The sequence below is a fragment of the Microcoleus sp. Pol12B4 genome, from assembly GCF_036701385.1.
Taxonomy (GTDB): domain Bacteria; phylum Cyanobacteriota; class Cyanobacteriia; order Cyanobacteriales; family Microcoleaceae; genus Microcoleus.
In genome coordinates, this window is sequence record NZ_JAUBQR010000003.1 from 1 (window position 1) to 12,952 (window position 12,952).

10 protein-coding genes are annotated in these 12,952 nt (G+C 46.6%); 2 read left to right on the forward strand and 8 right to left on the reverse strand.

The features are described 5' to 3' along the window. Positions 1–188 (reverse strand): SAM-dependent chlorinase/fluorinase (locus QUA38_RS01025; RefSeq protein ID WP_333158417.1); only part of this gene is annotated, 188 nt, incomplete at its 3' end. An 18-nt stretch (positions 189–206) separates the two neighbouring features. Here QUA38_RS01025 and QUA38_RS01030 point away from each other — a divergent pair. After that, positions 207–1,055, forward strand: a complete 849-nt coding sequence (locus QUA38_RS01030) for a DUF3598 family protein (RefSeq protein WP_333158419.1) — start codon at positions 207–209, stop codon at positions 1,053–1,055. Between the two features lie 100 nt (positions 1,056–1,155). Here QUA38_RS01030 and QUA38_RS01035 read toward each other — a convergent pair whose 3' ends face one another. From QUA38_RS01035 to QUA38_RS01045, 3 genes are all read right to left on the reverse strand, one after another. Further along, complete coding sequence (locus QUA38_RS01035) at positions 1,156–1,833, reverse strand: GIY-YIG nuclease family protein (protein ID WP_333158421.1); 678 nt, start codon at positions 1,831–1,833, stop codon at positions 1,156–1,158. A 142-nt stretch (positions 1,834–1,975) separates the two neighbouring features. Then, positions 1,976–2,839, reverse strand: coding sequence for an aldo/keto reductase (locus QUA38_RS01040; protein ID WP_333158423.1), 864 nt, complete (start codon positions 2,837–2,839; stop codon positions 1,976–1,978). A gap of 221 nt (positions 2,840–3,060) precedes the next feature. After that, on the reverse strand, positions 3,061–3,855 hold the full coding sequence (locus QUA38_RS01045) for an ABC transporter permease (RefSeq protein ID WP_333158424.1): 795 nt from the start codon (positions 3,853–3,855) through the stop codon (positions 3,061–3,063). A 451-nt stretch (positions 3,856–4,306) separates the two neighbouring features. Here QUA38_RS01045 and QUA38_RS01050 point away from each other — a divergent pair, with 451 nt between their 5' ends. Continuing rightward, a complete protein-coding gene (locus QUA38_RS01050; RefSeq protein ID WP_333158426.1) occupies positions 4,307–5,380 on the forward strand; it encodes a radical SAM protein in 1,074 nt (357 codons plus the stop codon). A 1,022-nt stretch (positions 5,381–6,402) separates the two neighbouring features. On the opposite strand, the gene QUA38_RS01055 is transcribed toward QUA38_RS01050, so the two are convergent. From QUA38_RS01055 to QUA38_RS01070, 4 genes are all read right to left on the reverse strand, one after another. Continuing rightward, positions 6,403–6,549, reverse strand: coding sequence for a hypothetical protein (locus QUA38_RS01055; protein ID WP_333158428.1), 147 nt, complete (start codon positions 6,547–6,549; stop codon positions 6,403–6,405). 54 nt (positions 6,550–6,603) lie between these two features. Then, positions 6,604–8,193 carry a glycoside hydrolase family 57 protein gene (locus tag QUA38_RS01060; protein ID WP_333036521.1) on the reverse strand — a complete coding sequence of 530 codons (1,590 nt, stop codon included), beginning with the start codon at positions 8,191–8,193 and terminating at the stop codon, positions 6,604–6,606. Between the two features lie 543 nt (positions 8,194–8,736). After that, a complete protein-coding gene (locus QUA38_RS01065) occupies positions 8,737–11,946 on the reverse strand; it encodes an EAL domain-containing protein (RefSeq protein WP_333158430.1) in 3,210 nt (1,069 codons plus the stop codon). A gap of 368 nt (positions 11,947–12,314) precedes the next feature. Further along, the coding region (locus QUA38_RS01070; RefSeq protein WP_333158432.1) for an ATP-binding protein at positions 12,315–12,952 on the reverse strand (638 nt) is incomplete at its 5' end.

Sequence of the window (12,952 nt, forward strand, 5' to 3'; positions counted from 1 at the left end):
GGAAAATAAGCAAAAGCAGTCATCAAACAAAACCTCGCCGCCGCAATATTTTGAGATGGTATTTGGTGCGTAATGTCAATGACTTTTAACTGCGGGTTAATTTGGGCGATCACACCTTTCATCACTCCTGCATAAACATCGCTTAATCCAAAATCCGTCAGTAGAGTTATAATTTTATTTTTAGACATATATCGAAAGGTAAGAATATGGTAGGGCAGTGGGAAAATTTTCTGCAAAACTTGGGAGAATGGCACGGTTCCTTCACTCAGCTATCAACGCGAGGAGAGGTACTTAAAGATATTCCTAGCATTCTTTCTCTCGAAGGTTTCAATGACAACAAAACTGTGCGATTAAAACTCCGTCGGTTTTACCCAAATCCCAGCGGTGTCGGCGAACCGGAAGTCAACGAACTTGTTCGAGAATTTCAAGCTTTGGGACGAGATACCCTATTTTTTGAGAATGGAGCTTTTTCTCTGGGTACTATTCAACTAGCGCCTTTTTCTGAGTGCGGTGCCGAGTTGGGTTTTATCTACAATTATCGCCGGTTGCGCTTCCCTATGATCTACAATACCGACGGCAATTTATCCAAACTTACCTTAATTCGGGAAAAGCAGTTTGATAAAAATGTCCCAGAACGTCCGCATTTAACTGTTGAGGATTTGCTGGGAGAGTGGCAGGGTGAAGCCATGACAATGTATCCAGATGGGCGTTCTCCTGACATTTATTCCACCAAAATGCAATTGCATTTAGAAAGTAGCGATCGCCTAGTGCAGAAAATTACTTTTGGCAGTAATGCTACTGTTATCACTTCTAGCGCCAGCATTGACGGTTCAGTTCTGCACTTTAACGAAGGTGCTTCGCCCGTGCAAGTTGTGCTCCTTCCTGACGGCGGTTCTTGCACTTTACCTGTTAAGATTGAATCCAGAAAACCTATATTTTTCGAGGCTGGTTGGTTAGTAGAACCTGACTTGCGGTTTCGGATGATTCGCAGTTACAATGATCGGGGTGAATGGGTAAGTTTGACTTTAGTTACTGAACGCAAAGTTAGTCATTAATTAGTAGAGGTGGCTTCACCAACACTCTTTAATTTCCACCAAAAACCTACATAAACCCGCCCCCATTTATGGCGGACGAAAGTTTATGCAGCAGCGAATTTTATTCGCCGGACTTTGTTTCCTGGGTTTGCGATTGAATCACGGCACTCCAGTCATCATTATTAACAGCAGCTTCCAAATCCTTAGCGCGCTCGCCGTCACTTTGGACTGCGGTTTCTAACTCTTTGGTAAGAGTGGAATCTGCCATTGCTTTGCGTAATTTAAGCTTCTTTTCTTCATAAGCTTGTTGTTCCTCTGCAGACATTGCCGATCGCGCAGCTTGGCCTACTGTACTCGCCCACATTTCGCTTTCAGCACCGTTTCCAGGTGGAATGCTTCCGAGTTCGGCTATCCAAGCATCCCGCAAACTTTCCATTTCTTCCCGCTTCGGGAATTTGAAAGTTTGCACGCGCAGGAAAGCACAATTTTCTGCGCCATTTTGGGCGATGTGACCGTTGATTGAAAGCAGGATATTTCGCGAATAACCGATAAACTGAGTGTTGCGGGAAGTGTCCATTACAGCGTAAACTCCGGCGACTTTCGCGTTAGTTACCATATCGCGCCATGTATCGATCAACATTACTTGCGTGCCGTCATTTTCTAATTCAGAAATAGTGGCTGCTGCGCTGTGTTCTGAGTCGGAACTGTATAAAAAGTTGTGCAGTCCTTCATGGGCGACAGGTACGTTTTGATGTTCAATTGCTACGTCTCGATCGGCATTCACTTGATTAGCTTCCATAAAACCCAATTCCTCAAAAAATGTCAACTTTACTCGTTAAATCCCACTTTCAGGGGCCGGCTTTCCGGCCCACCCCACAATAAAGTTCTGTTTGTGGAACAGTCCGGAAAGCCTGTTCTATTGTTTTTTTGCCCTTCTATACTTAACTTGCGGCAATTTGTTGCAATTCCTCGTCAGTTAATTTAACTTCCAGCGCCCGCACAGAGTCCTCAATACTCGATACTTTGGTCGCACCGGGAATCGGAACGATACAGGGCGATTGAGCCATTAACCAAGCTAATACTATACAGTAAACTGAAACGTTTTTTTCTGCGGCTAATTTGGCGATCGCGGGTATATCTTGCAAGCTGGTGACGCGGCGGCTTCCTCCCAAAGGACTCCAGGGAAAAAATGTCAGTTTTTCGGTTTCGCAATATTCCAGAACGCCGTCTGATTCCGGCTGTCTGTGCCACGGATTGTACTGATTCTGTACAGAGACAATTTCTACTGTATCGCGGGCACGTTTGATCTGCTCTACAGAAAAGTTGGACACTCCAATAAATCGAATCATTCCTGCTTCTACTGCTTCTTTTGCGGGTGCTAGGGCTGCTTCAATGGTATAAGCGGGATCGGGCGAGTGATATTGCCAAAGGTCGATCGGTTTCTCGCCACCCAATGCTTCAAAACTTTCGCGAATTGTCTGGCGCAAATGATGGGGATTGCCGTTGCGCGTCCATGCACCTTGAGGCCGCATTAAGCCACCTTTAGTGGCGACAGTAACGGCCCGAGTATCTCCGGTGTACTGTTCCAAAGCTTTGGCAATCAGTTGCTCGTTGTGGTGTTTGTCGGATTCATCTTGGCAGTAGGAATCTGCGGTGTCAATTAGGGTGACACCCAAATCGAGGGCGCGGTGAATTACCGAAATTGATTGCGATTCTGGCGGCCGGCTGCTTAAGGACATTGGCATACCTCCAAGACCGATCGCGCTGATAGTAAAATTACTGTTACCCAGTTTTTTTCTTTTCATTGGTTTGCCTGCGTTTGCGTGGTTTATTCCCAGTTTACCTTTCAAGGATAAGTTGAAGTCTTAAATTTATTTAACTATCTAAGTAAGTAGAAAAAAAAATTAGATAAGCTGTTGGATCTTGAAAATGTATATTTCAATTCCCTATTACCCTTATGTCAAATCTTCTCCCTCTCAAACATAATAAGCAATCTAGATGTGCAGCAGCTTACCTACCTACTTAACTAGCTGGAAGCGCTGGTGTAAAAGCGGAGTGCAAATTGCCAGAAGTAGCGGGAGAAAAATAACAGCCCGATCGCCAATATTCCCGCCCCTGCCATCCAAACGATTTCACCTCTCCCCAGCATGGCTTCTGCTGGCACAGTCGTCAAGAAGGCAACGGGAACTACGAAAGTGAAGAAAAACCGATAAGCTACTGGATAAGCTGCCATTGGAAATCTACCCGCTTCTAACAATCCTTTGAGGACTTCGGTAACATTGTAAATTTTGACAAACCAAATGCTGGTTGCCCCTAACATAAACCATATACTGTAAAGAGTAATAGTTCCGAATAACAGCGGTATTGCTGTTAAAAAATAGTTGCCGATTTCTACTCCCAACTTGTTAGCAGCGTACAGCAGCAATACCGTGCCGAAGATTAAATCTGGGATTCCCCAAGGCGAAACTGTGTTTGCAGATAGCCAGAATTGGGAACTGATGGGTTTGAGGAGTACGAAATCGAGAGTACCTTGCTGCACCCGATCGACAATACGGCTGAGATTAGGTGCTAGAAACGTTGACGAAAACCCCTGCAAAATCGTGAAAATGCCGAGTACAACTAAAGCCTCTTCCCATGAATAGCCGGCAAACCTGTAGTCGGTACGGTAGAACAAAAACAGCCCAAACAAGCTGCCCGCAAGATTTCCGAGGCTGCTGAGGGTCGCGAGGACAAAGTTGATTCGGTATTCTAGTTCCGCTGCGATCGCCGCACCCCAGAACAATTTCAGTACGTGCAAATATCGTCCCATGTTTGTCGCCATTTTTTGCCCTGTAAATACTTAAATTCCCATATTTTAAAGGTTGTGTGAAGTTAACTGCTGTATGGGCTGCTCATTTAACTATAATTTAAAATTATTGATACCGCTTACTTAATGAGTTTTAATTACAAAAAATATTAAGTTATTTAACAATATTTAAATAAAAATTACAAAAATTAATTTAAGTCAAGATTAAACCCATAGATTTTGTTTGGCAATTATTAAGCATAATTCATGTTTTAACACAAAGAAATGCTTGATTGATTGGAAATACTAATATGTTACAACTCTTAAAATTATAAATTTTTCAAAAACATCTAGCCATACTCAAAGGGAACACTTAGGATGGGGCATACGTACTGAAAAGCAATACGTAATCAGCGATGCGTAATTATACGTACAAAAGAGGGTGCGAGAAATTGACTTAACTAACAACACGTAAGGAAAAAAAGACATGGATGCTTTAACATTATCGAGACTGGGCGTTAAGCACACCAAGAGTGCAGTGGCCGAATCGCTGCGGATCAATACAGGATACGACGTGACGAGCCCAGTAACTTTTTACGGAATCGTCAATGAGCGTTGCAATGTTAAATGCCGTCAGTGCGAATATTGGCGACTTAAAGAATATAAAGACGAAATGACAATCGAAGAATGGCAAAATGCCCTCTTGAGCGTCAAAGAATTTGTGGGCGAATTTTCAATCAACTTTAGTGGCGGCGAACCTTATATTAAAAAAGGTTTTCTAGACTTACTGACCTTTGCGAATAAAAATGGCATTCACGCCGGCGTCACCACCAACGGCTATTGCATGACCAGGGAAAATGCAGCCAAAACCGTCGCTGCTCGTCCTTTTAATGTGAATATCTCCGTTGACGGACCGAATGCAGAACTGCACGATTATTTGCGCGGTCAACCGGGATTGTTTGACAGACTTTCTAAAGGAATCGGTTATCTGCGCGAAGAACAAGAAAAACAGAACGTCCTGTTTCCGATCAACATCAAACCGACAATGAACCGACTCAATTTCCGCCACCTCCCGGAAATAGTCACTTGGGCTCAGGGAATTGGGGCGACGACGGTGAACTTCCAACCAGTCAACCGCTGGACGCCAGAAACATACGAGGAATTGTGGATTGAAAAAGAAGACATCGAGGAATTTTCACAGATAATCGAGCGCCTAATTGAAATGAAGCATAACGGTGCTCCGATTATGAACAGCGATGAAGTGTTGCGATTGATGATTCCTCACTTTGCGGAAGAAAAAGCTCCTGATTCAACTCGTCCTTGTCGCGTTGGACTGCGGAATTACTGGATTGATACGCGGGGTGATGTGAAATTGTGCGATGAGTTTCCCGTGATTGGCAATGTGAAAAACGCCAGCGCCCGCGAGATTTGGTACGGCGAAAAAGCTCAGGAAGTCCGCCGCGATACTTTGAATTGTGGTAAGCTTTGTCTGATTACTTGTGTCTCGCAAAAAACGATTTTGGATAAGGTAAAAATGGGGATGAAATTATTAAAAAATTGAGGTCTGATCAGTGTTAATATTGCTTGTCTTCATGATGGTGACCGGGTTTGAGCAGAAACCCGGTTTTTTGTTTGATGAATTGTATTCCCGTTCGGTTTTGCTAAAGGACAGGGCAATGCCGTTTCCTTACGAATACAATGTTTTGTATCAGTCCTAGGGTCGGTGAAGGTGAAAAATGATTGCACGGCAGCCTTTTACTATTGACTGTCACGCACCGCTTTACCTGGGCAATATTTTTCTTACCAGTGGCAGGATTCTGCGGGATATTTTTCTTGCCAGTGGCAGGATACCCCGTATCAGCAGGCCGAATATTAAACCGCAAAGCAAACTCCAGATAATCGTGGGGGTGAAGGGATGAAGCGGGAGGGAAAAATCTGGTTGCCATTTAAGGGGTGTATCTTTGATTAGGAGATAGCTGGTCCAAAAGATTTGTCCGCCTCCGATCGCAGTTCCGACAAAAAAAGATGATATTCTCAAGTTGGCGAGATCGCTTTTTCTCTTTGTCTTCGTTTTTCCTGCCGATTTCCATTTTTTCCCGATCGCACTCTTCCTACTCTTGTTCCTTTTGCTTGTATAATTCTATTTATTCGCGCTGACGTTCCTTCTATTCCTGTTCCCGTTTCAATTCCACCTATTCTATTTCCTCCCTCCCACGAATTGTGGATATTGTCTGCTAGAACAAATCTTGATTGACAAGCAGGTAGTTTAAGTATTTTTCAACTTAGATTTGATATTTCGGCGCTCACAAACTCAGGAACTTCGGCAAAAACACCAATTGCCGCCTTCAATGGAAAAACTTTGGATTTTAGGATAACTTTCGATATAATAATTTTCGGCATTAATATCAACAGTATTGCTGTATCCTCGCAATTGCGGCAATTCTTTAGCACCATCAAATAGTTTGGTTCGGATTTCAGCTAACCATCGCTTTAACTTCGCGAGTTAAATTTCTCTATTTGGTTCCGCTTCTATTTAAGTGAATTCTGGCAGCTTTATTTATAATTAGCTGGCTATTTGCGGACCTAGGCAATCGACTTTTCCATACCAAAAAGGGGATCGCCTGCGCGTTGAGAAAAAGACATAAAGTGCGATCGACCTTCTAAACCACATATCGCCCCTCTCATTCCACTCAGGGCGATCGCCGCATCACCTATAATTTTAATTAACATCCTGTCCCTCTCTTAAGCAGGGCTGGGGGGACAGGATGGAAGGGGAAACGAGACTTAAAGCGATCGATAAACGCGATAGTTAATTTCAGGGAAAATATTATCAATCTCCTCAACCTTCTCCAACCAACCCGAATCCACTTTCCCTTCTTTCACTTCATCGTAAAGCTTGTGAAAGCGCATTAAGTGCGATCGAGTCCGGCGGACTGCATAGGGCACCATCGTTCCTGTACGCATGATAAATGCCCAGTCAGAAGATTGAGCTAGCAGCACTTCCCGCGCCGCCTGGTTCAAAGCGCGCCACTGCAATTCATCCGCAGGTTCCATGCTTCCCAATTCAATCATCCGTTCCGCAGCTTTGTGCAAGTGCGGGTAAATCCAAGCATTAGTATCGTTGAGCCAATACTCGTGGAAACCCCGGAAACCCCAGCTAGACTGAGAGGGGCGGCACACTTGCTGAGTCGGATTTCCCCGCAAATAATCGGCTAAGTGCGTCATCTCGTAAGTATTTTGGTCGTACCAACTCTTGCGGAACAGGTAATCTAAGAACCAAGGCCCTTCGTACCACCAGTGACCGAAAAGTTCCGCATCGTAAGGCGAAACAATAATCGGCGGACGCTGCATAATGCCGTTCAGGTGCTCGACTTGCCGTTCCCGGTTGAAAGCAAAGTTGCTGGCGTGTTCGGCTGCTTTTTCCCTTGCCCAGTAAGGATCGTACAACTGTTTATCGCCTAAACCCAATCCGCGACCGGTGATTTTGTGATATTTAATCCCGGTATTTTTCCGCTGGCCGTTGGGCATGATGTAGGGCTTAATGTAATCGTAGTCAGCTTCCCAGCCCAAATCTTTGTAGAATTCGCGGTATTCGGCAGCGCCTGGATAGCCGACTTCGGAAGACCAAACCTGCTGCGAGGATTCGTGATCCCGGCCGAAGGCTGCGACTCCGCATTCGGTGAAAATCGGGGCGTAGCTGCCGTAGCGGGGACGCGGACGGGCGTAGAGGATGCCGTGACCGTCTGTGAGAAAGTAGCGGAGGCCGGCGTCGGCTAACATCCGTTCTAAGCCTTCATAGTAGGCGCATTCGGGCAGCCAAATTCCTTTTGGTCGGCGGCCGAAGTTTGCTTCGTAGTTGTCGCAAGCTACTTGAATTTGTGCCCAAACTGCTTCGGGGTACATTTTCATCAGCGGTAGGTAGCCGTGGGTGGCACCGCAGGTGATGATTTCGAGGTTGTTGGTATCTTGGTGTTCTTTGAAGGCTTTGACTAAATCTCGATCGTACTTTTCCCAAAAGTTGCGGACTTGAGAGAAATGGGCAGCGTAATGTTCGGCTAAATAGCGGAGGTGGCCGTTTCCGCTGTTGTGTTCGATTTCGAGATCGGCTAATTCTTCGAGTTTAGCCAAGTGGTCGTCGAAGCGGTCTTGCAGCAAGGGGTCGCGCAGCATGGCAACCAAGGGCGGCGTCATGCTCATGGTAATTTTAAAGTCGATGCCGTCGCGCTTGAGCCCTTCAAAGACTTGCAGCAGGGGAATGTAGGTTTCTGCGATCGCCTCAAACAGCCATTCTTCTTCTAAAACGTAGTCGCTTTCGGGGTGGCGGACAAAAGGCAAGTGGGCGTGGAGAACGAGTGCGAGGTAGCCAATAGTCATAAAAAAATTCGGTAAGTGGGAAACGAGCGTGTCTTTAGACCTGAGAGGGAAACGGCTAGGCGGTTTTAACCGCCGTGAATCTTTCCATTACACGAGGATTGCTAGATGGGAGTGTACTTTTGTAATGTACTTTCAGTGGGACAATTACCACATCCAAAGTCGCAACCAGCGATCGCATAATGTTTGCTCCTTTATGAGCCTCTATGAGAGGGGTAATGTTAGCTTGCGCCTTCGTTAACAGCCGGTACTATATCTAGGAAACTGATTTAACCCAATAAGTCTGTTTAATCCTAAATTTCGCTTGGCAAGGAACTAGCGAGAGCATTCCCTGGTAGGTCTTTAACTCTTACCGTTAACGTAGTACGCAGGTACGCCTCTGGTCAACTATTGTTTAAGTCTTAGGCCCGAAGCAAGCGTGTCTTGAGATCTGGGTAGTTGACAGTGATTTGGATGCCGTAGTTATTAACTGACGCCAGTTAGGCACAGCTTTAAAATATTTTAAGATTTTAGGCTGAAACGGGACTCAGAAAATGCCGTGTTTTTTTAATGACCTTTCTCTAACAAACTAAATGTCAGCAAATTCTGATTTTCTGCTTGTTGTCGGATTAAGCCTGCTGCTGTTTGAGAGTCTACTGCCTTTGAGAAAAAGAATCCCTGGGCGTACTCGCATTTTAACCCTTTGAGTATAGATAGTTGCGAGGCTTCTTCGACTCCTTCTGCTACTACATCCATGCCTAAATTGTGGGACAAAGTAACTATCGACCGCACAATTTCGGTCGGATCAATCCCTCCTTTACTGAAATCGAACTCACCTCCCATCCTGCTAACAAAAGAGCGGTCTATTTTTAAGGTATTGGTGGGGAAGCGGTGCAGGTAGGAAAGCGATGAATAGCCGGTGCCGAAGTCGTCAATGCACAAGTGTATGTTTCGGGTTCTGAGCTGCACCAGCATTGCTGTTACTGATTCGGAATTTTCTATGAGTACGCTTTCGGTAATTTCTAGTTTTAAACTGCTGCCGTCGAGGTGAGTTTCTGCGAGAACTTGGTCGATGTATTCAATTAAATCTGGCTGAGAAAACTGTTTGACAGAAATGTTGACGCTAACGCTCAAGGGGGGGGTGCTGGGAAATACCTGCTGCCACTGGCGGATTTGGTGGCAAGCTGTGCGAAGTACCCAGCGGCCCAGGGGTACGATCAAGCCGGTTTCTTCGGCGATGGTGATGAATTCGCCGGGGGAAACTAAGCCGCGTTCTGGATGCTGCCAGCGCACTAGGGCCTCAAAACTGGTAATTGTGTTATTGGCGATCGACACGATCGGCTGGTAGTGAATAATAAACTGGGGCGCTGCGGATAAGGGAGGCAAGACTGATTCGGGGGATGGGGGAAATTCTTCTTCTTTGGCCGGCTCTCTAATTGATTCGATCGCCCGTCGCAGGTCGTTTTCTAGCTGCAACAGTCGCAAAGCGTGGGCGTGCATGGAACTGTTGAAAACTTCGTGTCGAGCTCTGCCGAGTTCTTTGGCGCGGTACATTGCAGTGTCTGCGTCGCGCAGCAGGGTTGTCGGTTCCAGGTATTCGCCAGAACTCAAAGCTATGCCGATGCTGGCGGTGATAAATACTTCGTGTCCGTCTAGAAGGATAGGGGATGTGATTTTCTTTTGCAGGCGGTTGACAATGGTGGTAGCTTCATGGATCCCCTCGATGTCTTCTAGCAACAGCACGAACTCGTCTCCTCCGAGGCGGGCCACTGTATCTCCGGGCCTGAGACAAGCTTCCAGACGCCGCGCTATCGATACTAGCAGTTGATCGCCGATGGCGTGGCCGAGGGAATCGTTGACTACTTTAAATCTATCTAAATCGAGAAACAGCACGGCAAACAAGTAGTCTTTGCGCCGTTTTGCCAGCCTCAGAGCGTGTTCCAGCCGATCGGTAAATAGCGATCGGTTCGGCAATCCGGTGAGGGCGTCGTGGAAAGCATCGTGCAGCAGTTGTTCTTCGGCGAGTTTGCGCTGAGTGATGTCATGACAGTTAATCACGATTCCCTTGACTGCGGGATCATACAGCAAGTTGGTGGCTACAGCTTCTACATAACACCAAGAACCATTGCGGTGGCGGACTCGGTACTCAACTGGACACTGGCTTCTTTTGGGGTTTTTTATAGCTTTGTGGAGGGTTTCGGCGATCGCGGCGCAGTCGTCGGGGTGAACTATTTCTAAGGCGCTGCGCCCGATCGCCTGGTGGGGCGCGTATCCTAAAATTCGCTTGACGGAAGGGCTGATGTAGCGGAAGATTCCTTCGGCGTCGAGAATGATCGTGATGTCTGTGGCATTTTCAATCAGCGAGCGAAATCGCTGTTCGCTTTGGCGCAGAGCTGATTCTGCTTGTTTGCGATCGCTGATGTCGAGGGCTACTCCGTCTATAATTACGTCGCCGTTTTCGTTTTTGGAAAATTTAGCGCTGTCTTGTACCCACTTGACCTCCCCAGATCTCAGAACGATGCGGTACTGGCGATCGCACGGCAAAAGACTCGCTCTCGATGCTGCTACCCTGCTGTCACACGAACTTTTGTCCTCTGGATGGATGATTTCGGTCAAGAGTTCCGGGTGCGCAATCACTTCTTCGGCCCCGAACCCAGTAACTTCGCGCACGCCCGGACTGATGTAGGGCAGGGACATTGTGCCATCTGGATGCAGCACGGTGCGGTAGACTGAGCCGGGAATGTTGGCTGCCATTGTGGCTAGCTGCTGCTGGATGCCGCAGACTGCTGCTTCGGCGCGCTTGCGTTCTGCAAGCTCGGTTTGGGCTTGTTGGTAGAGTTCGGCTTGGTGGATCGCGATCGCGCACTGATCGGCTATGGCTTTGAGTAGCGACAGTTCTTCTGCGCTCCAAGAGCGCGCCCGATCGCACTGATAGAGGCTAATTCCTCCCAAAAATGACTCCTGGTAGAGCAGTGGGGCGATCGCGACGGAGCGAAACCCTACCAACCCTGCTGATTCTTGCAGGGACGGACACAGGGTCGATAGCTCGTCGATAATCAGGGTTTCCCCGGCCGCGAGCCCCGATCTGTAGTGCTCGGCCACTTTGCAATTTAGCCCGACAAACCCTTCTCTGTCGGATGCTTTGCTGATGTAGCGAACTCTGATGCCGCCTTCAACATCTGGCTGCAAGATGGCGCAGGCGCTGATGTCTAGAGCTTCGTGCAGTTGATCTGCGGTGGTTTGCAGCACTTCGTCGAGTACAAGGGTGAAGCGCATGGCTTGGAGGATGCGGTTGATGATCGCTTCTCGCTGAGCTTGCCGCTGAATTTGGGTGACCGCTTCTTGTTGCTGGCGCCGCATTTTGTATTCTTGGAGCGATCGTTCTAAGACTGTTGGCAACCTAAACAGTCGCCCTTTTAATACGTAATCGGTCATTCCGGCTTTGAGGCACTCAACTGCCGCTTCTTCTCCCAAACTTCCCGTTATTAAAATCAATGGTATGTCGTGGTTCAATTCCTGCATTAATTTCAACACTTCTAAACCGTTGAAGCCCGGAAGGCGGTAATCGGACAGTACAGCATCGTACTTGCAATTTTGGAGCAGTTTTCTGCACTCTGTTGCTGTTTCTGCAGTGTCGTAATTAAAATTTACTCCCCCCGCTTCTAAGGCGAGCACTATTAATTCCATATCTTCGGCCATGTCTTCGATAATCAACAACTTTAATGTTGATTCCGCTACCAGTTTTAGTAGACAATTAGTCTGAGTTATATCTAACATAAGCTATGGGGGAGGTTTTAAATTGGTTATTCGTGTCGTTGCTAAATGTAATTTTTCTGACTAAGTTTGGTTAATATTATCTCAATATTTTTTGTTTTTAGCACAATCAATTATATTCTCTACTCTCAAGACCTTTATTTACCACAGGGAGTCTAGGGCTGACTGAACCAATGGGGGAGCATCCCTATTCTGTAAAAAGGTTTTTTTAGGAGTGCAAGCGTCTTGCACAGCAAAGCCTATATCTTTCGCTTCCATCCATCACAGGTAACACTCGTGTCAATATAAAATTCTCATACTCTCACCGATTGTGACTTATTTAAGTGTATAAGAGTTTTAAATTTAGAATTTAAAACTCTTATACACTTAACTTACGAATCTATATTACGGTTTGAGATTGTTTGCCCTAGTTTAAAGTAAAACGTGGCTCCTTGACTAGGTAGGCTTTCGGCCCAAACCGTGCCGCCGTGGCGGTGAATAATCCGCTGGACGATCGCCAAACCTATGCCCGTACCTTCAAATTCTCTCTGGGAGTGCAGCCTCTGAAAGGCTCCAAACAGGCGATCGGCATATTCCATCGGAAAACCCACACCGTTATCCTTGATAAAAATCGTTCCATCAGGTAGACCCTCAATAACTATTCTAGCCGGAGTGCGTCCGCGGCTGAACTTGACGGCGTTGCTAATCAAGTTGCTGAACACCTGTTGCAGCAAGGTTGGATCTCCCATTACCGTCGGCAAATTTCCGACGGCAAATTCAACGCTGTGGGGACTTTGGTTCGCATCTGCGACAGTTGGAGGTTTAGTCAATTTAATCGCATTTTGTACCAAACGGCTCAGATCGATCGGAATTTGCCTCAACTCGGTGCGAGTCACGCGCGACAGGGCGAGCAAACCGTCAATCAACAGGCTCATTTTTTGGCTGCTGTCTTCAATTACTTCCATATAGTGAACTATTTTGCGATCGCTCAAAGCCTCAGTTAATTCTAGCCGCTGCTTCAACGCTTCTA

Bases quoted from the DNA above. Each gene is read 5' to 3' on its own strand.
- QUA38_RS01030 (WP_333158419.1), top strand. From the start codon at position 207: ATGGTAGGGCAGTGGGAAAATTTTCTGCAAAACTTGGGAGAATGGCAC.
- QUA38_RS01035 (WP_333158421.1), bottom strand. From the start codon at position 1,833: ATGGAAGCTAATCAAGTGAATGCCGATCGAGACGTAGCAATTGAACAT.
- QUA38_RS01040 (WP_333158423.1), bottom strand. From the start codon at position 2,839: ATGAAAAGAAAAAAACTGGGTAACAGTAATTTTACTATCAGCGCGATC.
- QUA38_RS01045 (WP_333158424.1), bottom strand. From the start codon at position 3,855: ATGGCGACAAACATGGGACGATATTTGCACGTACTGAAATTGTTCTGG.
- QUA38_RS01050 (WP_333158426.1), top strand. From the start codon at position 4,307: ATGGATGCTTTAACATTATCGAGACTGGGCGTTAAGCACACCAAGAGT.
- QUA38_RS01055 (WP_333158428.1), bottom strand. From the start codon at position 6,549: ATGTTAATTAAAATTATAGGTGATGCGGCGATCGCCCTGAGTGGAATG.
- QUA38_RS01060 (WP_333036521.1), bottom strand. From the start codon at position 8,193: ATGACTATTGGCTACCTCGCACTCGTTCTCCACGCCCACTTGCCTTTT.
- QUA38_RS01065 (WP_333158430.1), bottom strand. From the start codon at position 11,946: ATGTTAGATATAACTCAGACTAATTGTCTACTAAAACTGGTAGCGGAA.